16 protein-coding genes are annotated in these 20,745 nt (G+C 65.4%); 8 read left to right on the forward strand and 8 right to left on the reverse strand.

The features are described 5' to 3' along the window. Positions 1-33: 33 nt before the first annotated feature. The 4 genes from Q0330_RS05085 (at position 34) to Q0330_RS05100 (ending at position 5,453) form a co-directional block, all read left to right on the forward strand. Entirely contained in the window at positions 34-1,440 is a 1,407-nt protein-coding gene (locus Q0330_RS05085; protein ID WP_299475418.1) for a protein adenylyltransferase SelO family protein, read from the forward strand. After that, positions 1,437-2,147 carry an endonuclease/exonuclease/phosphatase family protein gene (locus Q0330_RS05090; RefSeq protein ID WP_299475420.1) on the forward strand — a complete coding sequence of 237 codons (711 nt, stop codon included), beginning with the start codon at positions 1,437-1,439 and terminating at the stop codon, positions 2,145-2,147. The genes Q0330_RS05085 and Q0330_RS05090 overlap by 4 nt, the downstream gene beginning before the upstream one ends. 63 nt (positions 2,148-2,210) lie before the next feature. Beyond that, entirely contained in the window at positions 2,211-3,485 is a 1,275-nt protein-coding gene (eno, locus tag Q0330_RS05095; protein WP_299475422.1) for a phosphopyruvate hydratase, read from the forward strand. A gap of 369 nt (positions 3,486-3,854) precedes the next feature. Next, complete coding sequence (locus Q0330_RS05100; RefSeq protein WP_299475425.1) at positions 3,855-5,453, forward strand: Hint domain-containing protein; 1,599 nt, start codon at positions 3,855-3,857, stop codon at positions 5,451-5,453. A 99-nt stretch (positions 5,454-5,552) separates the two neighbouring features. Here Q0330_RS05100 and Q0330_RS05105 read toward each other — a convergent pair whose 3' ends face one another. Beyond that, complete coding sequence (locus Q0330_RS05105) at positions 5,553-6,146, reverse strand: riboflavin synthase (protein WP_299475428.1); 594 nt, start codon at positions 6,144-6,146, stop codon at positions 5,553-5,555. 126 nt (positions 6,147-6,272) lie between these two features. Between Q0330_RS05105 and Q0330_RS05110 the strand changes: the two genes are divergently transcribed. The 3 genes from Q0330_RS05110 to Q0330_RS05120 all read left to right on the forward strand — a co-directional run bounded on the left by Q0330_RS05110 (position 6,273) and on the right by Q0330_RS05120 (position 10,850). After that, positions 6,273-7,604, forward strand: coding sequence for a capsular biosynthesis protein (locus Q0330_RS05110; protein ID WP_299475431.1), 1,332 nt, complete (start codon positions 6,273-6,275; stop codon positions 7,602-7,604). Between the two features lie 128 nt (positions 7,605-7,732). Beyond that, positions 7,733-8,842: a polysaccharide biosynthesis/export family protein gene (locus Q0330_RS05115; RefSeq protein ID WP_299475434.1), complete on the forward strand. Its 1,110-nt coding sequence runs from the start codon at positions 7,733-7,735 to the stop codon at positions 8,840-8,842. Positions 8,843-8,912: 70 nt separating this feature from the next. Continuing rightward, entirely contained in the window at positions 8,913-10,850 is a 1,938-nt protein-coding gene (locus Q0330_RS05120) for a capsular polysaccharide biosynthesis protein (protein ID WP_299475437.1), read from the forward strand. Here Q0330_RS05120 and ribD read toward each other — a convergent pair. From ribD to hemC, 7 genes are all read right to left on the reverse strand, one after another. Then, complete coding sequence (gene ribD, locus Q0330_RS05125; RefSeq protein WP_299476066.1) at positions 10,847-11,824, reverse strand: bifunctional diaminohydroxyphosphoribosylaminopyrimidine deaminase/5-amino-6-(5-phosphoribosylamino)uracil reductase RibD; 978 nt, start codon at positions 11,822-11,824, stop codon at positions 10,847-10,849. The two genes, Q0330_RS05120 and ribD, sit on opposite strands and share 4 nt — an antisense overlap. A 17-nt stretch (positions 11,825-11,841) precedes the next feature. Further along, positions 11,842-12,312 carry a transcriptional regulator NrdR gene (gene nrdR, locus Q0330_RS05130; RefSeq protein ID WP_299475440.1) on the reverse strand — a complete coding sequence of 157 codons (471 nt, stop codon included), beginning with the start codon at positions 12,310-12,312 and terminating at the stop codon, positions 11,842-11,844. Positions 12,313-12,449: 137 nt separating this feature from the next. After that, entirely contained in the window at positions 12,450-13,928 is a 1,479-nt protein-coding gene (gene rmuC, locus Q0330_RS05135) for a DNA recombination protein RmuC (protein WP_299475443.1), read from the reverse strand. 112 nt (positions 13,929-14,040) lie between these two features. Next, entirely contained in the window at positions 14,041-16,014 is a 1,974-nt protein-coding gene (gene rpoD, locus Q0330_RS05140) for an RNA polymerase sigma factor RpoD (RefSeq protein WP_299475446.1), read from the reverse strand. Positions 16,015-16,137: 123 nt separating this feature from the next. Beyond that, the gene (dnaG, locus tag Q0330_RS05145) at positions 16,138-18,033 is read right to left on the reverse strand and encodes a DNA primase (RefSeq protein WP_299475449.1); all 1,896 of its coding nucleotides are present in this window, start codon (positions 18,031-18,033) and stop codon (positions 16,138-16,140) included. 39 nt (positions 18,034-18,072) lie between these two features. Beyond that, positions 18,073-18,657, reverse strand: a complete 585-nt coding sequence (locus Q0330_RS05150) for a TetR/AcrR family transcriptional regulator (protein WP_299475453.1) — start codon at positions 18,655-18,657, stop codon at positions 18,073-18,075. After that, a complete protein-coding gene (gene hemC / locus Q0330_RS05155; RefSeq protein WP_299475456.1) occupies positions 18,657-19,634 on the reverse strand; it encodes a hydroxymethylbilane synthase in 978 nt (325 codons plus the stop codon). The genes Q0330_RS05150 and hemC overlap by 1 nt, the downstream gene beginning before the upstream one ends. Before the next feature lie 78 nt (positions 19,635-19,712). Between hemC and hemE the strand changes: the two genes are divergently transcribed. Further along, positions 19,713-20,741, forward strand: coding sequence for a uroporphyrinogen decarboxylase (gene hemE / locus Q0330_RS05160; RefSeq protein ID WP_299475459.1), 1,029 nt, complete (start codon positions 19,713-19,715; stop codon positions 20,739-20,741). Positions 20,742-20,745: the final 4 nt, after the last annotated feature.

The following is a 20,745-nucleotide window of genomic DNA, read 5'->3' on the forward strand; positions in this document are numbered from 1 at the left end:
TTCATTTCCGCGCGCCTGCCTACATCTGCGACCATGAGTGCGCCCGTCTTCGACAACAGCTATACCGCCCTGCCCGCCCGGCTTTTCGCCCGCGTGGCACCCTCGGGCGCGCCGTCGCCTGAAGTTATCGCGCTGAACCGCCCGCTTGCCGAACGGCTGGGGCTGGACGCCGAATGGCTCGCGGGGCCTGACGGGCTGGCGATGCTATCTGGCAATGACTTGCCGGACGGGGCCGCCGCCATCGCGCAGGCCTATGCCGGGCATCAGTTCGGGCATCTCTCGCCACAGCTTGGCGATGGCCGGGCGCTGATGATCGGCGAGGTGGTGGCACCGGACGGCCAACGCTTCGACCTGCAGCTGAAGGGCGCCGGGCGCACACCGTTTTCGCGGCAAGGCGACGGGAAGTCCTGGCTGGGGCCGGTCCTGCGCGAATATCTGGACAGCGAGTTCATGGCCGCGATGGGCGTGCCCACGACCCGCGCCCTTGCCGCCATCGCCACCGGAGAGCGCGTGCAGCGCGAAACCGCCCTGCCCGGCGGCATGATGACCCGCGTCGCCGCCAGCCATATCCGCGTCGGCACTTTCGAATTCTTCGGCATTCGCGGCGATGTCGAGGCCACGCGGGCGCTGACCGATCACGTCATCGCCCGGCACTACCCCGATGCGCAAACCCCGCTGGATCTGCTGGACCGCGTCATCGCCGCACAGGCCCGGCTGATCGCGCAATGGATGGCGCTCGGCTTCGTCCATGGGGTGATGAATACCGACAATATGGCGATCTCGGGCGAGACCATAGATTACGGCCCTGCCGCCTTCATGGACGGCTATCACCCAGATACGGTGTTTTCCTCGATCGACCGGAACGGGCGCTATGCCTGGGCCGAACAGCCGCATGTGGCGATCTGGAATCTGGCGCAGTTCGCATCCTGCCTGATCCCGCTGATGGGCGAGGAAGAACAGGCCGTGGAAGACGCCACCCGCGCCGTCCATCGCTTCCCCGAGATCTATCAGGCCGAATGGCTGCGGCGTTTCGCGGCCAAGATCGGGGTGCCGCCGGACGGGAAGGCCAGACCGCTGATCGACAGGCTGCTTGACCTGATGGCGGCGGAACGCGCCGATTTCACCCGCGTCTTCGCCGGTCTGGCCAGCGGTGCCGCGCGCGACGAGTTCATCGACCGCGCCGCCTTCGACGCCTGGGCCGCCGATTGGCGCGCGGCCGGCCCCGATCCGGCGCTGATGGCACGGACGAACCCCCTGCGCATCCCTCGCAATCACCGTATCGAAGCGGCCATCCAAGCCGCGATCCGGGGCGATTACGCGCCCTTTCACCGGCTGGACGCAGCGCTTCACGCGCCATTCGAGGCGCGCGCGGAATGGGACGATCTTGCCATTGCCCCCCTTGCATCGGAACGCGTTACCCGCACATTCTGCGGCACATGAAACTACGCGTCGCCAGCTATAACCTGCACAAGGGTCGCGGCCTGACCGGCCCGCATGCGCCCGAGCGCAATCTTGAAGTCATCGCCGGCATGGGCGCCGATATCGTCGCCCTGCAGGAGGTCGATTTCCGCTTTGGCGCCCGGCCCGAGGCGCTGCCGCGCAAGCTGATCCGCGAGATGACCGGGCTGGTGCCGGTGCAGATGCGCACCACTGGCGAGACCTCGCTTGGCTGGCACGGCCAGCAGGTGCTGATGCGGCCCGATCTTGCCGAAACCGCCAGCATCCGCCGCCTGCCCCTGCCGGGGATCGAGCCACGGGGGGCTTTGGCGGTCCGAGTCGCCGGGCTGACCCTGATCGGGGTGCATCTGGGGCTGGCGCGCTCATCGCGTCGGGCGCAATTGGCGCGGCTGATCGCCAAGGCCTCGCGCCTGTCGGGCGATGCGGTGATGCTGATGGGCGATTTCAACGAATGGCGCGACGACCGGGGGCTGGAAGCGCTGAACACGCTTCATATCATCGCCCCCGGCCCCAGCTATCCGGCGCCGATGCCGCGCCTGCGCCTTGACCGGGTGGCGGTATCCCAAGGCGTCGAGGTTCTGTCTACCGGGGTCGAGGACAACCGGCTGGCGCGGCAGGCCTCGGACCATCTGCCGATCTGGATCGAAATCCGCCTGCCCGCAGCCGCGCCCGAGGCGTTTGCCGGCTAAATTGCGGCTTTCGCCCCCGGTTTCGCGGCGATATACCCGAGATCAACGGATCAGGAGGGACTAATGACCGCGATCATCGACATCTACGCCCGTGAAATCCTCGACAGCCGGGGCAATCCCACCGTCGAAGTCGACGTGACGCTGGAAGACGGCACCATGGGCCGCGCGGCGGTGCCCTCGGGCGCTTCGACCGGCGCGCATGAGGCGGTGGAAAAGCGCGACGGCGACAAGCTACGCTATATGGGCAAGGGCGTGCTGGACGCCGTCGACAGCGTCAATGGCGAGATCGCCGAGGCCCTGATCGGCGAGGACGCGACCGAGCAGCGCGCCATCGACGCCCTGATGATCGAGTTGGACGGCACCCCGAACAAGGGCCGGCTGGGGGCGAATGCGATCCTCGGCGTGTCGCTGGCCGCCGCCAAGGCCGCAGCCGATGCCTCGGCGCTGCCGCTTTACCGCTATGTCGGCGGTGCCTCGGCCCATGTCCTGCCGGTGCCGATGATGAACATCATCAATGGCGGCGAACATGCCGATAACCCCATCGACATCCAGGAATTCATGATCATGCCGGTCTCGGCCGCGAATATCCGCGAAGCCGTGCGCATGGGTTCGGAAGTCTTCCACACCCTGAAAAAAGAGCTGTCGGCAGCGGGCCTGTCCACCGGGATCGGCGACGAGGGCGGCTTTGCGCCGAACCTGTCGAGCACCCGCGACGCGCTGGATTTCATTCTGAAAGCGGTGGAAAAGGCCGGCTACAAGCCCGGCGACGATATCATGCTGGCGCTGGATTGTGCTTCGACCGAGTATTTCAAGGGCGGCAAATACGACATGAAGGGCGAGGGCAAGGTGCTTACCTCGGCCGAGAATGTCGATTATCTGGCCGCGCTTTGCGGCGATTACCCGATCCTGTCCATCGAGGATGGCTGCGCCGAGGACGACTGGGAAGGCTGGAAGCTGCTGACCGACAAACTGGGCGGCAAGGTGCAACTGGTCGGCGACGACCTGTTCGTGACCAACCCGGTCCGGCTTGAGGAAGGCATCAGGAAAGGCTGCGGCAACTCGCTGCTGGTGAAGGTCAACCAGATCGGCACCCTGTCGGAGACGCTGGACGCCGTCGCCATGGCCACCCGCGCCGGCTATACCTCGGTGATGTCGCACCGCTCGGGCGAGACCGAGGACGCGACCATCGCCGATCTCGCCGTCGCCACCAATTGCGGCCAGATCAAGACCGGCAGCCTTGCCCGGTCCGACCGGCTGGCGAAATACAACCAGCTGATCCGCATCGAGGAGATGCTGGGCGATGCGGCGGTCTTTGCCGGGAAATCCATCCTGCGCTGAGGCAACGGCCAGGACCATCTGGAAAAGGGGCGCGATTTGCGCCCCTTTTTTCGTTCAGGCATCGCGCCAAAGCCCGACATTCTGCCGCCGCATTCCATCCTGCGACGTTCTGCCGCAGAGCCGCCCACGCCATTCCGGCACGCCAGAACGGGCGAAAAACACTGTCGACAGCCAATCTGCATCAAAATTGTCCGGCCAATGTGTCAAGATTGTATCTGGAATCATGTTAACCGGTTTTGACGACATAAATTAACCATGATAGGTTGATTTTTGTAATGATCTCCAAGGAAATCATGCTTTTCGGCATCATCCTTTGTTAATTATTCTGTCTGGAATTCGGATCGTGTAATCCGAGGTCCAATTGCACAAATGGTTATTATCGGTGGAGCTGAATTCCTTCCGATATTTCGTTGCAACTGTTCCGTTATCTGTACATCGACATGTGATCAGGCATCCGTTTGCCCTGATCTCCTCTGCTGTTTTTCGATCAGGATTTTAATAACAGGAGCCAGCATGGTCACCTATAATGGGACCCCAGGGCCCGATACATTTGCGGGCGGCGGGGAAGACGATCTCATCAATGGCCTTGACGGCAACGATTCGCTCAGTGGTGGCGGCGGGGCCGATACCATCTATGGCGGCGCGGGCGATGACAGCCTGGACGGTCTGGGGGGTGTTGACTATCTCGACGGCGGCGACGGCAACGACCTGCTTTTTCAAAGCCTGAACGCGAGCGGCGAACCCGCTGGCGACACGATGATCGGCGGCGCCGGAAACGATACGCTTTCAATCGCCGACAGCAGCGTTGCTGGCTACGCTTATTACGTGGACCTTTCGACTGGCACGGGGAATTTCAACAAGGTTTATGACGGTATCGAAAATGTCATCGGCGGCAATATGGATGACACGCTGACCGGCAATGACGAGGCGAATCTTCTGGATGGCGGTGCCGGAAACGACATTATCGACGGTCGCGGTGGAAATGACACGCTGACAGGCGGGGATGGAGATGACGAATTCTTAGTCGCAACGGGCGATGATACCATTACCGATTTCGGCCTGGGCGAAAGCGGTTCGGGCGATGATGGAAATTCGGATAATAACGACTTCATTGACCTGTCCGGTTATTACAATCAGGCGAATTACGATGCCGCTGTCGCCAGCGGCGATATAGACCCGGATGTTATTGGCAACCCGCTTACCTGGATGCGGGCCGATCAGGCGGATGACGGCATTCTGAACGATACGGCAGCCGGCTGGGACGCGGATAACAGCCTGACGATCCAGAACGGCGGCAGTGCTGTTGCGGGCGATGTCCTGACCACTGACCGGACCGGGGTGACCTGCTATGCAACTGGCACGCTGATCACCACACCTGACGGCCCGCGTCCGGTCGAGAGTCTGAAGGTCGGCGATCTGGTGATGACGCTGGACAACGGCGCCAAGCCGGTGCTCTGGATCGGGCGCCGCAAGCTGACGGCACGCGAGTTGGACAAGAAACCCAACCTGCGCCCCATTCGTATCGCCGCAGGCGCACTTGGCAAGGGGCTGCCCCGCCGCGATCTGATCGTATCGCCTCAGCACCGGATCATGGTTGAAAGCCGGATCGTCGAACGCATGTTCGGAACCCGACAGATCCTCGCGGCCGCGAGCGCATTCCTTGCCCTCAAGGGCGTCTCCCAGATCGAGGACGCGGAAGCTGTCGAATACATCCACTTCCTGTGCGATCAGCACGAAATCGTCTTTGCCGAGGGGCTCGCGTCGGAGTCCCTCTACACCGGGGCAGAGGCGCTGAAATCGCTGTCGATCGAGGCGCGGCAGGAAGTTTTCGGACTATTTCCTGAACTGCAAGAAATGGATGCGGACAGCCTGCCCCGCGCGGCCCGCACCTTCAGCAAGACCAGAAAGGCAGAGAAGGTCGTCGCAAGGCACATGGCGAACGGTGCCGAGTTGGTCGCCATGTACTGAGATTACCCTCCGTCGCCCCAGAGGCGCGCGGGCCGGTCCGTTCCTCCCTCTGGGACAGCCTGCGCGCCTCGCCTGACTGACGGGTCCGATAGCTGTGCTTCAGCCCGCTTCCGCCAGACGGGCGACATAGCGGGCGAGCGTGTCGATTTCCAGGTTGACCCTGTCGCCCGGCTTGACGCTGCCCCAGGTTGTTACTTCCCGCGTATGCGGGATCAGATTGATGCCAAAGCGATTGCCGCTGACCTCGTTCACCGTCAGCGAGGTGCCGTTCAATGCCACGGACCCTTTCGGCGCAATGAAGCGCGCAAGCGCCGCCGGGGCTTCGAAGCTCAACCGAAGGCTGTCGCCCTCATCCTGCGCGCCGACAATTTCCGCGAGGCCGTCGACATGACCAGAGACGATATGACCTCCCAGTTCATCCCCGACCTTCAATGCCCTTTCGAGGTTGAGCCGCTTGCCTGCCATCCAGCCGTTATGGCCGATATTCGTCTTCGAGATCGTCTCGGCAGAGATATCCACATCGAACCAGTCCTGCCCCTTTCCGACCACGGTCAGGCAGACGCCATCGCAGGCGATGGAGGCGCCCATATCGACCCCGGCCATGTCATAGCCGGTGGCAATCCGGGCCCGCATGTCGCCACACTGGGTGACCTCGATGACCGTGCCGATATCGGTGATGATGCCCGTGAACATGCCTGTCTCCTGATGCCTGCGCATCTCTGCGCCTTGCGCGTTAAGCTATTGCTGCACGCAGAGCTTTTCAACACGGGCCGAAGCTGCGACATTAGGCAACCAGTTGTTTTGCTATGTCCGGACTTCATGCCGCGCGATTCGTTACCCGAAAACTCCCCGCGAGGGGGTGGTCCGCCACCAGAGGCGCGCGTCTTCCTGTTGCTGCAAGGCCCCCACGGGCCGTTCTTCGATCACCTGGGCCGACTTCTTGGCGCAACCGGGGCGACCGTCTGGCGCGTCGCCTTCAATGCAGGTGACGCCTTTTTCTGGGGTGCGAAGGACAGGCTGATCCTGCACAGCGATACGCCCGAGGATTGGCCCGACCATCTGGCAGAAATCGTCGCCCGGAAAGGCGTGACCGATATCGTGCTTTATGGCGATGTCCGTCCTGTCCATGCCGCAGCCCGGGCTGCGGCGGAACAGCACGGGCTGAACCTGCATGTCTTCGAAGAGGGCTATCTGCGCCCCTTCTGGATCACCTATGAACGCGGAGGTGCCAACGGGCATTCCCAATTGATGAAGATCGGGATCGAACATATGCGCGCCGCATTGCGTGGCCGCCAGCCCGACCTGCCCCGACCGCCGGCGCGTTGGGGCGACATGCGCCAGCACAAGTTTTACGGTGCGCTCTATCACTTCATGATCATGGTCGCGAATCGTCGCTTTCCCGGATACCGGACCCATCGCGATATTTCCGTGGGCACCGAGTTTCGCCTGAACCTGCGCCGCCTGCTGATGACGCCTGTCATCGCCCTGCGCCAGCGGCTTCTGACCGCCCGGATCCGGCGCAGCGGGCATCCGTTCTCGCTGGTCCTGATGCAGTTGGAACACGATGCGAGCTTCCGGGCGCATTCCAGATACACCGCGATGTCGGAGTTCACCTCCGAAGTGCTGACTGCCTTCGCCGCACATGCCCCGCGGCATCATCATCTGGTCTTCAAGGCGCATCCGCTGGAAGACGGTCGCTCGAATCAGCGGCGCGACATTCTCGACAAGGCAGCAGAGCTAGGCATATCGGATCGCGTCCATCATGTTCCGGGCGGCAAGCTGGCCTCGCTTCTCGGGCAGGCGCGATCGGTCGTCACGGTCAATTCGACCTCGGCCCAACAGGCGCTGTGGCGCGGATTGCCGGTAAAGGCGATGGGTCGGGCTGTGTTCGATAAGCCACAGCTGGTGTCAAGGCAAAGCCTCTCGGAGTTCTTTCGCCATCCCGACAGGCCGAATACCGACCTTTATCGCAACTACAGGGACTACCTGCTTGAAACCAGTCAGATTCCCGGCGGATTCTATGCGGCGCGATCACGCGCACCGGCACTTCGACTGGTCGTCGACATGATGCTTTCGCCCCATGATCCCTATGATGCGCTGGCTTGTGGGCAGGCCGAAACACGGCAACAGCCCGGCTCGGATTCACGCTGAATCGTAATGCCTTATGGAAATATGACGAATCGTGCGCTAGTCTCGCGCCGAGGCGCCGGCCCGGCTGGCAGGAAGCAGGAGTGAAGTGTTTGACCCCCACGAGAAGCAGAACCGCATCCAATCGCGGCATGCGTGTGTCTTTGATTATGGCTGCTGCAGCACTCATGGCGCTCAGCGCATGCGGCCTGCCCCGCTCTGGCCCAAGCAAGGGGGAAATCCTCTCTGGCGCGGTTGAAAACGGCGGCGACGCACATGTGATCTACGTCAATAACCACGTCAACCGAACCGCCAATTACACCCCCGCTTATGGGTTCAGCAATGAATTCCTGCGCGCGGGCACCGTCGGCGCGGATGATATTCGTCCCGGCGACACCCTCGGGCTGATGGTCTGGGAAAACGTCGATGACGGGTTGCTGACCGGACTTGGCCAAAGCAGCACCGAACTGCAACAGCTTCAGGTCGACAGCCAGGGCTATATCTTCGTGCCCTATGCCGGTCGTATCCGCGCCGCCGGCAATACCCCGGACCAACTGCGCGAGGCGATCACCCAGCGGCTGGAAAGCCAGACCCCGGATCCGCAGGTCTCGGTGACCCGCGTCGCCGGCGACGGTGCCACCGTTTCGGTCATGGGCAAGGTCTTCGGTCAGGGCGTCTACCCGATCGAGCGTCCGACCCGCACGCTGTCCTCGATGCTGGCCAAGGCCGGCGGCGTCGCGGTCGAGCCCGAGGTTGCGGTCGTCACCGTCAAGCGCGGTCGCGAAAGCGGCAAGGTCTGGCTGACCGATCTCTATTTCAACCCGACCTATGACATCGCGCTGCGCCCCGGCGACGTGATCATGGTCGAGGAAGATCAGCGCAGCTTCACCGCGCTCGGTGCGCTTGGCGGCCAGACCAAGGTGCCGCTCGGCAACGAGCAGATCAGCGCCATCGAGGCCATCGCCATGGTCGGCGGCCTGCAGACTGTCACCGCCGACCCGACCGGCGTCTTCGTGCTGCGCGACGAGCCTGCGCAGGTCGCCTCGGCCGTGCTTGGCCAGCCGATCAGCGGCACGCAGCGCATGGCCTATGTGCTGGACCTGACCCGGCCGAACGGGCTGTTCCTGGCGCGTGACTTCCTGATCCGCGACGGCGACACGGTCTATGTGACCGAAGCGCCCTATGTGCAATGGCAGAAGATTCTCGGTGCCATTACCGGCAGCGCCAACTCTGTCCGCACGCTGGACGCACTCGCCAATTAAACCGATGCCAGCGCCTCATGACGACACCGCCGGGGATCATCCCCGGCGGCTTTTTGCATTCAATGGCGGCATGTTCCGGGGGCGCGTAAAGCGCATCCTCGATCTTGCCGGCTGGGGGCCGCGCCTGGGCCTGCCCGGGACCGGCGATCTCGTCGCCGTCTGGGGCGCGGCCGGCACCTCGGGTCGGGGCCGGGCCGTCGCTGCCCGGCGCGGTGCCGGGCTGGTCCATGTCGAGGACGCCTTCCTGCGCTCGATCCTGCCGGGGCGCGCATCCGGGAAACTGGCGCGGCGCGGCCCCATCGGGCTGATCGTCGATCCGGTCGGGCTGCATTTCGACCCGAACCGGCCCTCGCTGATCGAAACGCTGGTGACATCGGGCCGGACGGCACCGCATCACGATGCCGCCCGGGACGGGATCGCGCGGCTGATCGCGGCCGATCTGTCGAAATACAATGCCCATCTGCCGGGTACCGCCGCGCCTGAACCGGGCTATGTGCTGGTCATCGACCAGACGGCAGGCGACGCCTCGCTGATGGGCGCCGGGCGGGCCGAATTCCTGGCCATGCTCGCCGCCGCCCGGGCCGAGAACCCCGGTGCCCGCATCCTGATCCGCAGCCATCCCGAGACCGCGCGCGGGCTTCGCCCCGGCCATCTCGGTGCCAACGACCTTCTGCCCGGCGATGAGATCAGCACCGATCCGCTGTCGCCATGGCAACTGCTCAAGGGCGCAAAGGCGGTCTATGCCGTCAGTTCGCAACTGGGCTATGAGGCGATGCTGGCCGGCCACCGCCCGCGCCTGTTCGGCCAGCCCTTCCATGCCGGCTGGGGGCTGAGCGACGATGAAACCCCGATCCCGCGTCGCGGCACAGCCACCGTCGAGGCGCTTTTCGCCGCCAGCCACCTGCTCGCGCCGATCTGGTACGATCCCTGCCGCGACCGGCTGACCGATTTCGACGGGGCCGTAAACCAGATCGAGGCCGAGGCGAAGGCCTGGCGGCAGGACCATGCCGGCCACCTCGCCTATGGCATCCGGCTGTGGAAACGCCCGACGCTGTCGCAATTCTTCGGCGCGGCGAAACCGATCCGCTTCACCGACCGCCCTTCTGCCGCTGTCACGATGGCCTGGGCCGGTCGCGCGGAGGAGGTTCCGGGCACGCCCCTGCGGGTCGAGGACGGTTTTCTGCGCTCGCGCGGGCTGGGGGCGGAACTGACGCCGCCGCTGTCCCTCGTTGCCGACGATCTGGGCATCTATTACGACCCGACCCGCCCCTCGCGGCTGGAAGCGCTGATCGCGGCCCCCCTGCCGCCGGGTGCAGCCGCTCGTGCCGCCGCGGTGCGCGACGGGCTGATCGCGGCGGGCCTGTCGAAATACAACCTGACCGGCGCGACCGACCTGCCGCCCCGCGACGGGCGCAGGCGCATTCTGGTGCCCGGTCAGGTCGAGGACGACGCCTCGATCCGCCTCGGTGCCGGGGCGGAGAAGCGCAATATCGACCTGCTGATCCGCGTGCGGGCGGAAAACCCGGATGCGATGCTGATCTACAAGCCGCATCCCGATGTCGAGGCCGGATTGCGTCCCGGCCTGATCGCACCCGAGGATATGGCCCGGCTGGCCGATCACGTCGCCCGTCAGGCCGATCCGGTGGCCTTGCTGGCCGAGATGGACGAGCTTTGGACCATCACCTCGACCATGGGGTTCGAGGCGCTTTTGCGTGGCATCCCGGTGACCACGCTCGGCGCGCCCTTCTATGCCGGTTGGGGGCTGACGCGCGATCTCGGGCCGGTGCCGGCGCGGCGGCAGGCAAGGCCGGGCCTCGACGGGCTGACCCATGCGGTGCTGATCGCCTATCCGCGCTATGTCGATCCGCTCAGCGGCCTGCCCTGCCCGCCTGAACTGGCGCTGGATCGGCTGGCCGATCCCGGTCTGCAGCCGCGTGGCCGGCGGTTACGGCTGCTGGCCAAGATGCAGGGTGCGCTGTCCGGTCATGCCTGGATCTGGCGACGTTAATTTCGCGACCAGATCTGACAGAGATCGGGACCGAGCCGGAGAACCTTGCGCAGCTTGAAACGCGGCGCATCGGCCAGCGGGCCGAAATCCAGCGCCCCGACCGCCGGCCGCCCGGAGGCCCCGAGCACCATCCCGGCACTGTATAGCACCAGATCGTCGACCAGCCCGGCAGATAGAAGCGAGGCCGCCAGATTGCCGCCGCCTTCGCAGATGATGCGGGTCAGGCCGCGCTGCGCAAGCTCCCGCATGATCGTGACAGGATCGCCCGAAACACGGTGCAGCGGCCCGAAATCCGGCCCTTCCGGCGGCAGATCCGGCAGATCGCGCGACGACACCACGATCCGCTCGGGCTGGCGCACGGGACCGAAGCCGCGCACGTTCAACGAAGGCCGGTCCGCCCGCGCCGTGCCACCGCCGACCATGATCGCATCATGGCGCAGCCGCAGCAGGTGGACATGGCGGCGTGCCTCGGGTCCTGTAATCCACTGGCTTTCGCCCGAAGCCGTCGCGATCCGGCCATCGAGGCTGGTGGCCAGCTTCAGCGTCACCATGGGCAGCCCCTCGGTCACGCGTTTCAGGAATCCGCGCTGCAAGCGGGCGGCTTCGACCGCACCGACGCCTTCGGTCACCTCGATCCCGGCGGCCCGCAGTTTCGCATGGCCCCTCCCGGCGGTGCGCGGATCGGGATCGGTCAGGGCCGAGACGACACGGGCCACGCCTGCCGCGATCAGGGCCTCGGAACAGGGACCGGCACGGCCCTGATGGGCGCAGGGCTCCAGCGTCACATAGGCGGTGGCGCCGTGCGCATTCTCGCCGGCCTGATCGAGCGCCATTCGTTCGGCATGGGGGCGACCGCCCGGCTGGGTCCAGCCGCGCCCGACGACGCGACCGTCACGCACCAGCACACAGCCGACCGCAGGATTCGGCCAGACATTGCCAAGCCCGCGCTGCGACAGGCGCAGCGCATGAGCCATGTGCCGGGCGTCAATGCTCACGCGGGGTCGTCAGCGCTCGGCGGGCGCAATTCGGAGACGAATTTGTCGAAATCGCCGGCGTCCTGGAAATTCTTGTAAACGCTGGCAAAACGGACATAGGCGACATTGTCGATCCGGGCCAGCGTTTCCATCACGATCTCGCCGATCACCTTCGAGGGGATGTCGGTCTCGCCCATGCTTTCCAGCCGCCGGACGATGCCCGAAATCATCTGATCGATGCGCTCGGGCTCGATCGGGCGCTTCTGCATGGCGATGCGGATCGAGCGGGACATCTTGTCACGGTCGAAATCCTCGCGCCGGCCATTGGTCTTGACGACCACGAGATCGCGCAGCTGCACGCGCTCGTAAGTGGTGAAACGACCGTTGCAGGCCGGACAGAAGCGTCGCCGCCGAATTGCCGCGTTATCCTCGGCCGGGCGGGAATCCTTGACCTGAGTATCGACATTTCCGCAGAACGGGCAGCGCATCCTGTGTCCTTATCTGGAGCTGATGCTAGAGTTATCCACAAGCAGCGCCAAAAACGCAACAGGATTTGTGGCTTAACAGGCGTTAACCACCAGATGCGGATGAACACGGTCCAACGTCAAAGGTGCCAAGACGAAGATCAGGGATCGTCTTCCGGCGGCGGCAGGCTGTCGGTCTTGTCGTGATCCATGGCCAGCCGCTTGGTCGTGCGCGCGCCCAGTTCGCGCAGCATCTCGACCTGGCGGATGACATTGCCATTGCCGCGCGACAGCCGGTCGACGGCCATGCGATGCGCATCCGTGGCCTTGCCGAGCGCGGCACCGACCCCATCCAGCGCATCGACGAAGCCGGCCACCTTGTCGTAAAGCTGACCGGCGCGCTTGGCGATCTCCAGCGCATTGGATTCGCGGCGCTCGACCATCCAGATATGTTCGACCGTGCGCAGGGTCAGCATCAAAGTCGTGGGCGTGGTCAGCCCGACGCGGCGGTCCATGGCGAAGCTGGCAAGGCTAGGATCGACGCGCAGGGCCTCGGAAAAGGCGCCCTCGATGGGGATGAACATCAGCACGTAATCGACCGCGCCTTCGTCCAGCTGGTCATAGCCCTTGGCCGAAAGCCCGGTGACATGGGCGCGGATCGCATCGACATGACGTTTCAGCGCCGCCGTCCGGGTCGCGTCATCCTCGGCATTCACGGCCTGTTCATAGGCGATCAGCGAGACCTTGCTGTCGACCACCAGCAGTTTCTTCTGCGGCATCCGCACGACCACGTCGGGACGCCAGGTGCGGCCGTCCTCGTCGGTCCAGCTTGACTGGATATCGTAATGAATTCCGCGCTCAAGACCGGATTCCTCAAGGATCCGTTCAAGGATCATCTCCCCCCAGGCACCCTGTTTCTGCTTGTCGCCCTTCAGCGCCCGGGTCAGGGCATTGGCCTCCTGCCCGATATTGGCGATCTGGTCGCGCAGGCGCGCGCCTTCCTCGTCCAGAATGCGGTTGCGGTCGCGCAATTCGCGCTGGAAATGCTGGACCTGTTCACGGAACGGGTTCAGCAGCGCATTGAGCTGCTCGCCATGCGTCTTCTGCATGTCGGCGCCCTGCACGCGCAGGGTTTCATTGGCCATCAGCCGGAATTGGCCGGTCATTTCCTCGCGCAGTTCTCGGATCTGGGCAAGGTCGTGTTCGGCGCGTTCGCGGTCCTTCTCGGCGGCCAGCCGGGCCTGCGCGAGGTCGGTTTCCAACCGCGCCACCGCCTGCCGCGCGGCATAAAGCGCGTCGTTCAGCCCGTCGCGTTCCTCGGAGAGTTCGGTCAGCCGGGCCGCGCGATCCTCCAGCCGGGTTTCCGCCTGACCGGCGCGCAGCGCTTCGGTGCGGGCGGTTTCAAGCGCGCCCTCCAGCCTGGTCTGGAGCTCGGACAGGCTTCGTTCCTGTCGCGTCACCAGATCGCCCTGCTGCGCCAGTTCCCGGCCTGCCCGCTCCAGCGCGGCCCGATCCGTCGCCAGATCGCGGCGCGCGCGCCAGAACAGCAGGATGAAGATCAGCGCCAGAGCCGCAAGCCCGGCAACGATCCGACCCGCACTCACCGGATCGGCCAGCCATGATTGCAGCAACGCGCCCATTATCCCCCGCCTTCGTTCCTGTTTTGTGCCTAGCCGATCACGCCCGCTGCCGCAAGCAAAGACCCGGCGGCGCGATCAGGCGCCACCGGGTCCGATCCGATTGCCAGGCCGTTTATTGATCGAGGAAGCTGCGCAGCTTGCGCGACCGCGACGGGTGCTTGAGCTTCCTGAGCGCCTTGGCCTCGATCTGGCGGATCCGTTCGCGGGTGACGCTGAACTGCTGGCCGACCTCTTCCAGCGTGTGATCGGTGTTCATGCCGATGCCGAAACGCATCCGCAGCACCCGTTCCTCGCGCGGGGTCAGGCTGGCCAGCACCCGGGTCGTGGTTTCCTTCAGGTTTTCCTGAATGGCCGAATCCAGCGGCAGGACGGCATTCTTGTCCTCGATGAAATCGCCAAGCTGGCTGTCTTCCTCGTCCCCGATGGGGGTTTCGAGGCTGATCGGCTCCTTGGCGATCTTCATCACCTTGCGGACCTTTTCCAGCGGCATCTGCAGCTTGTCAGCCAGTTCTTCCGGCGTCGGCTCGCGGCCGATCTCATGCAGCATCTGGCGGCCGGTGCGGACCAGCTTGTTGATCGTTTCGATCATGTGGACCGGGATGCGGATGGTGCGGGCCTGATCGGCGATGCTGCGGGTAATCGCCTGACGGATCCACCAGGTCGCATAGGTCGAGAACTTGTAGCCGCGGCGATATTCGAACTTATCGACGGCCTTCATCAGGCCGATATTGCCTTCCTGAATGAGATCGAGGAACTGCAGGCCACGGTTGGTGTATTTCTTGGCGATGGAGATCACCAGACGCAGGTTCGCCTCGACCATTTCCTTCTTGGCCTGACGGGCTTCCTTTTCGCCGCGCTGCACCTGGCTGACGATGCGGCGGAATTCCTCGATATCGACGCCGACATATTGGCCGACCTCGGCCATGTCGCCGCGCAGCTTTTCGACCTGATCGCGAGAGCGTTCGAACAGCGCCTGCCAGCCGCGGCCCTTGTTTTCCATCATCCGCTCGACCCAGACCGGGTCGAGTTCGGCCCCGCGATAGGCGTCGATGAATTCGCGCCGGTTGATGCGGGCGGCATCGGCCAGCTTGACCATGCCCGAATCGATGGACACGATGCGGCGGTTGATGCCGTAAAGCTGATCGACAAGCGCCTCGATCCGGTTGTTGTGCAGGTGAAGCGAATTCACCAGCACCACGATCTCGCTGCGCAGCTTCTGATAGGCGCTTTCCTCGGCAGCCGAGAAGCTGTCATCCTCGTTCAGCGTCGCGGACATGCGCTGATCCTGCATGTCGGCGAGGTTTTCGTAATCGCGGGCGATGGCTTCCAGCGTCTCCAGCACCTGCGGCTTGAGGCTGGCCTCCATCGCGGCAAGCGAGAGGTTCGCGCCCTCATCCTCGTCGTCATCGTCAGCCGGCAGGGGGTTGCCGTCGGCGTCGGTTTCCTGCTCGCGCTCGGCCGTCGGTCGTTCGGTGTTATTGGCGGCCTCGGGGGTCAGTTCCTCCTCGTCGTCATCGTCCATGGATTGACCGAAGGTGGTCTCCAGGTCGATCACGTCGCGCAGCAGGATGTCTTCGTCCAGAAGCTCCTGCCGCCACATGGTAATGGCCTTGAAGGTCAGCGGGCTTTCGCACAGCCCCAGGATCATGGTGTTGCGACCGGCCTCGATGCGCTTGGCGATGGCGATCTCGCCCTCGCGGCTGAGAAGCTCGACCGAGCCCATTTCGCGCAGATACATGCGCACCGGATCGTCGGTGCGGTCCAGCTTTTCGGTTTCGGTGGTGGCGACGGCAACCTCGCGCGAGGTCGAGGTGGTCACCACCTCGCCGCCGGTCTCGCCTTCCTCGCCCTCTTCCTCGTTCTCGACGACCTGGATGCCCATTTCCGAGAGCATGGACATCACGTCCTCGATCTGGTCGGAACTGACCTGCTCGGGCGGCAGGACGGCATTCAACTGGTCATAGGTGATATAGCCACGTTCGCGCGCCTCGGCGATCATCTTCTTGACCGCCGCCTGGCTGATATCGAGAGAGTGGTCGTTGTCCTGGCTTTCGTCGCGGGAGGTATCTTCGTCCTTGGCGGCCATGGGCGTCCTGTCAGCGTAGTGATTCGGTTGGCACCGAATCAGATGGGTATCGGCACCTTTCTAAACAAGATGCGCACGGGTTCAAAGGCCGGGTGATTCGGCCTTCGGGGCGATTCGGGCGAATCACCCGCCGCCACGGCTGCGGCGGGTGTCGAAATACGAGGCCAGCCGGGCCGACAGCGCGCCCCGGTCCTCGTTCAGGTCCGAACTGTCCTCGATCTCGGGATGCTCGGCCCGGTGGCGGGCGCGGGCGGCCTCGCTGACCCGCCAGGTCAGGCCCTCGTCGACCAGCCCCTGAATCTCGGCCTCGGCCCGGGTCAGTTCGGCAAGTGCGGCCCGCCGCGCCTCGATCTTGTCGAGGATATTGGCCAGCACCGCCGCCGCCTTTTCCGTGTCGATGGGCTGGCGGATCAGGGGCGAGGCGCGGACATAGGCATCCTCCATGATCCGCGCAAGGGCAGCGCGGCCCATCTGGCTGTCCTGCCCCGACAGCAGGTCATGGCAAAGCGCCGCCCGGCCCGGATCGACCGGGGCCAGCAGTTCGAGGCGCGATTCCATGCGCGCGGCAACCCCCGGATAGGCGGCGCACAGCGCCAGTACCATGCTTTCCAGCGTCGCATCGCCCGCATCCTGCTGGCCAAGCGGGGTGGCGCGGGTCTGGGCGCGCACCGGCGCGGGCGCGGCGCGGCCCTTCCAGTCGCGCGGGCCGGGCGTCAGCCGCCCTGCCCCGCGCCGGCCCCCGAACAGCTCGAACCGGCGCTCCTTCAGGGCGGCGATATAGTGGTTGCGCGTGGTCTCGTCGGGGATCAGGGCGATGGATTTGCGCAGGCTCGCATCCAGCGCCGCGCGGCGTTCGGGACTGTCGAAGGCGCGCCCCTCGACCTCGCGTTCCCAGAGCAGATCGACCAGCGGGCGCGCACCGTCCAGCACCTTCTGCAGCGCGCCGGCGCCATGGGCGCGGATCAGGTCGTCGGGGTCCTGCCCCGCCGGCAGCGTGGCGAAACGCAGCGCCTGACCGGGACCGGTCATCGGCAGGGCCAGGTCGATCAGGCGGCGCGCCGCGCGTTGGCCGGCGGCATCGCCATCCAGCATGATCACCGGCTCGGGGCTGATGCGCCACATCAGGCGCAACTGATCCTCGGTGATCGCGGTGCCAAGGGGGGCCACCGCGCCTTCGAATCCGGCCAGCGAAAGGGCGATCACATCCATGTAACCCTCGGCCACGACAAGCGGCGCACCTTTCGACACCGCCGCCCGTGCCGGGCCGGTATTGTAAAGATTGCGCCCCTTGTCGAAGAGCGCGGTTTCCGGGCTGTTGAGGTATTTGGCCCGCGCATTCGGGTCCATGGCGCGGCCCCCGAACGCAATGACGCGGCCGCGCGCATCGCGGATCGGGAAGATGATCCGGCCCCGGAAACGGTCATAGGGCGCGCCGCCATCGTCGGGGACAATGACCAGCCCGGCCTCGTCCATGACCTCGGGCGGGATGCCCTTTTCGCGCAAAGCCGTGAACAGGCCCTGACGCATGTCGGGGGCGAAGCCCAACTCGAACCGCTCGATGCCGCCCGCTTCCAGCCCGCGCCGGGTCAGGTAATCGCGCGCCTCGGTCCCCTGCCCCGAGGACAGCGCCATGCGGTAATGCCGGGTCGCGGCCTCCATCGCCTCGGCCAGCGTGCTGCGCCGGTCGGCGCGCCTGGCCTCGCCCGGGTCGCGTTCAGGCATGGGCAGCCCGGCTTCCGCAGCCAGCACCTTCACCGCCTCGATGAAATCCAGGCCGTCGGATTCGCGCAGGAAGGTCAGCGCGTCGCCCTTGGCGTGACAGCCAAAGCAGTAATAGAAGCCCTTCTGGTCATCGACATGGAACGACGCGGTCTTTTCGCCATGGAAGGGGCAAGGCGCCCACCAGTCGCCCTTGGCCTGATTGGACCGGCGCAGATCCCAGGTCACCTTGCGCCCGATGATCCGGCTGACCGGCACGCGGTTGCGCAATTCGTCCAGAAAGGCGGGTGAGATCGACATGGGCTGAATATCGGCTGCGCGAGGGCTTCCGGCAAGGCCTTACGCGCCGACCGCCCCACGCACAAGCGCGCCGTAATGGCGATAGAGCGCGGCGCGGTCCAGCCGCCCGCCCTCTCGATACCAGTTGGTGACGCCGGTCAGCATGGCGATCAGCGCCATGGTCGCCAGTCGGGCATCGCCAAGCTGCATCGCGCCGGCCGCCGCGCCGTCTTCCAGAATCGCCTGCAAGGCACCTTCATAGCGGCGGCGCAGCCCGGCGATCTCGGCATGGTTTTCGGGGTCGAGATTGCGCAACTCCATATAGGACAGGAACACGTCATCGGCACGGTCCAGGCTGGTGTCGATATGAAAGCGCACGAAACGCTCCAACCGCTCGGTGGCGGGGGCGCTCGGGTCGTCCTGCCAGTCCGCCAGCAGCCGCTCCATATGGGCGCGCATCAGATCGGCCAGCAGCGCCTGCTTGTCCGAGGTATAGCCGTAGATGGTGCCGACCTGCACGCCGACCTCTGCCGCGATCTGCCGCATGGAGACGGCGGCAAAGCCGTGGCGCGCAAACAGCCGCCGCGCCGCATCGCGGATCAGCGGGCCGGTGATATCCGCCCGCGACCCCTGCGTGCGCGCCATCAGCCGACGGGGCGCGCGCCGCGCCCGGCGCTGATGCCGATCAGGCGGTGGAAGTCCTTTGGCGCGGCGGCCAGAAGTTCCTCGGCCAGATCGCGGCCCATGGCCGGGCCGTCTGCCGCCGGGCCACGACGTTCGCCGCTGAACCGGGCCGAGCCGTCGGGCATCAGGATCTCGCCGCGCAGGCGCATCCGCTCGCCCTCCAGTTCCGCCAGCCCGGCAATGGGGGTCTCGCAGGACCCGTCCAGCCGGCCCAGAAAGGCGCGCTCGGCCTCGACCCGGGTCACGGTCGGCGCATCTGAAATCGCCGCCAACAGCCGCCCCACGCGGTCGTCGTCGCGGCGACGCTCGATCCCGATGGCACCCTGGGCAATGGCGGGCAGCATCTCCTCGGGCGAAATCGCGCTGCGGATCACATCGGCGCGCCCCAGCCGGTTCAAGCCGGCCATGGCCAGAAACGTCGCCTGCGCCACGCCATCGGCCAGTTTCTGCATCCGCGTCTGCACATTGCCGCGAAACTCGACCAATTCCAGATCGGGCCGGACATGGGCCAGTTGCGCCCGCCTGCGCATCGACGAGGAACCGACCACCGCCCCCTGCGGCAATTCGGCGATCGAGGCGAAATGCGGGCTGACAAAGGCATCGCGCACATCTTCGCGCGGCAGATAGCAGTCGATCACCAACCCCTCGGGTTGCAGGACCGGCATGTCCTTCGAGGAATGGACCGCGATATCGACCCGTCCGTCCAGCAGCGCATCCTCGATCTCGCGCGTGAACAGGCCCTTGCCGCCGGCCGCCTGCAGGGACCGGTCAAGGATCCGGTCGCCGGTCGTCTTCATCGCCACGATCTCAAAGGCTGCTTCCGGCAGGCCATGGGTCGCCATCAGCCGGTCGCGGGTCTCATGCGCCTGTGCCAGCGCCAGCGGAGAGGCGCGGGTGCCGATCTTCAGGGTCGTCTCGGGATTGGGCCAGTCTGTCATGGGCCAGCCATAGCCCTGCCACGCCGACTTGACAATGCCGGGCTGGCTGCGTTGAACGGTCGCGGAAAGCGAGGCCCCATGACCAAGAAAATCCTGCGCGCACTTGCCGGAGAGCGCCTGCCCACGCCGCCGATCTGGATGATGCGCCAGGCCGGGCGCTATCTGCCCGAATATCGCGCCACCAGGGCGCAGGCGGGCGACTTCCTGTCGCTCTGCTACAATCCCGACCTCGCGGCCGAGGTGACCCTGCAGCCGATCCGCCGCTATGGCTTCGACGCGGCGATCCTGTTTGCCGATATCCTGCTGGTGCCTCAGGCGCTCGGCGCCGATCTGTGGTTTGTCACTGGCGAGGGGCCGCGCCTGTCGACGATCACCGCGCGCGCCGGGGTCGAGGCGCTGAAGCCGGTCGATGCGATCCACGACACGCTGTCGCCGATCTATGAAACCGTGCGCATTCTGGCCCGCGAATTGCCCGCCGAGACCACGCTGATCGGCTTTGCCGGCGCGCCCTGGACCGTCGCCACCTATATGGTCGCCGGGCGCGGCACCCCCGATCAGGGGCCCGCCCATGCCTTCAAGGATGCCGACCGCGACGCCTTCACCGCCCTGATCGGACGCATTGCCGAGGCGACCATCGAATATCTCTCGGCCCAGATCGAGGCCGGGGCCGAGGTGGTCAAGCTCTTCGACAGCTGGGCCGGCAGCCTGAAGGGCCGCGATTTCGACGATTTCGCCATCGCCCCCGCGCACCGGATCATTGCCGAGCTGAAGCGCCGCCACCCCGCCATCCCCGTCATCGCCTTCCCGCGCGAGGCAAAGGACCGCTACGAGGGCTTCGCCCAGGCCACCGGTGCCGATTGCGTGGCGCTCGACAATTCGGTCGATGCCGATTGGGCGGCGGCCCATGTGCAGAAGGACGGTTGCGTTCAGGGCAATCTCGACCCGCGACACATGGTCACGGGCGGACAGGCGCTGATCGACGAAACCCGCCAGATCCTGCGCGCTTTCGGGGCCGGCCCCCATATCTTCAATCTCGGCCATGGCATCACCCCCGATGCCGATCCCGAGAATGTCGCGCTGATGATCGAAACCGTCCGCGCCGGCTGATCGT

Origin of the sequence: uncultured Paracoccus sp. (assembly GCF_937873615.1) — a bacterium.
Lineage (GTDB): Bacteria > Pseudomonadota > Alphaproteobacteria > Rhodobacterales > Rhodobacteraceae > Paracoccus.

Bases quoted from the DNA above. Each gene is read 5' to 3' on its own strand.
- Q0330_RS05085 (WP_299475418.1), top strand. From the start codon at position 34: ATGAGTGCGCCCGTCTTCGACAACAGCTATACCGCCCTGCCCGCCCGG.
- Q0330_RS05090 (WP_299475420.1), top strand. From the start codon at position 1,437: ATGAAACTACGCGTCGCCAGCTATAACCTGCACAAGGGTCGCGGCCTG.
- eno (WP_299475422.1), top strand. From the start codon at position 2,211: ATGACCGCGATCATCGACATCTACGCCCGTGAAATCCTCGACAGCCGG.
- Q0330_RS05100 (WP_299475425.1), top strand. From the start codon at position 3,855: ATGGTTATTATCGGTGGAGCTGAATTCCTTCCGATATTTCGTTGCAAC.
- Q0330_RS05105 (WP_299475428.1), bottom strand. From the start codon at position 6,146: ATGTTCACGGGCATCATCACCGATATCGGCACGGTCATCGAGGTCACC.
- Q0330_RS05110 (WP_299475431.1), top strand. From the start codon at position 6,273: ATGCCGCGCGATTCGTTACCCGAAAACTCCCCGCGAGGGGGTGGTCCG.
- Q0330_RS05115 (WP_299475434.1), top strand. From the start codon at position 7,733: ATGCGTGTGTCTTTGATTATGGCTGCTGCAGCACTCATGGCGCTCAGC.
- Q0330_RS05120 (WP_299475437.1), top strand. From the start codon at position 8,913: ATGTTCCGGGGGCGCGTAAAGCGCATCCTCGATCTTGCCGGCTGGGGG.
- ribD (WP_299476066.1), bottom strand. From the start codon at position 11,824: ATGGCTCATGCGCTGCGCCTGTCGCAGCGCGGGCTTGGCAATGTCTGG.
- nrdR (WP_299475440.1), bottom strand. From the start codon at position 12,312: ATGCGCTGCCCGTTCTGCGGAAATGTCGATACTCAGGTCAAGGATTCC.
- rmuC (WP_299475443.1), bottom strand. From the start codon at position 13,928: ATGGGCGCGTTGCTGCAATCATGGCTGGCCGATCCGGTGAGTGCGGGT.
- rpoD (WP_299475446.1), bottom strand. From the start codon at position 16,014: ATGGCCGCCAAGGACGAAGATACCTCCCGCGACGAAAGCCAGGACAAC.
- dnaG (WP_299475449.1), bottom strand. From the start codon at position 18,033: ATGTCGATCTCACCCGCCTTTCTGGACGAATTGCGCAACCGCGTGCCG.
- Q0330_RS05150 (WP_299475453.1), bottom strand. From the start codon at position 18,657: ATGGCGCGCACGCAGGGGTCGCGGGCGGATATCACCGGCCCGCTGATC.
- hemC (WP_299475456.1), bottom strand. From the start codon at position 19,634: ATGACAGACTGGCCCAATCCCGAGACGACCCTGAAGATCGGCACCCGC.
- hemE (WP_299475459.1), top strand. From the start codon at position 19,713: ATGACCAAGAAAATCCTGCGCGCACTTGCCGGAGAGCGCCTGCCCACG.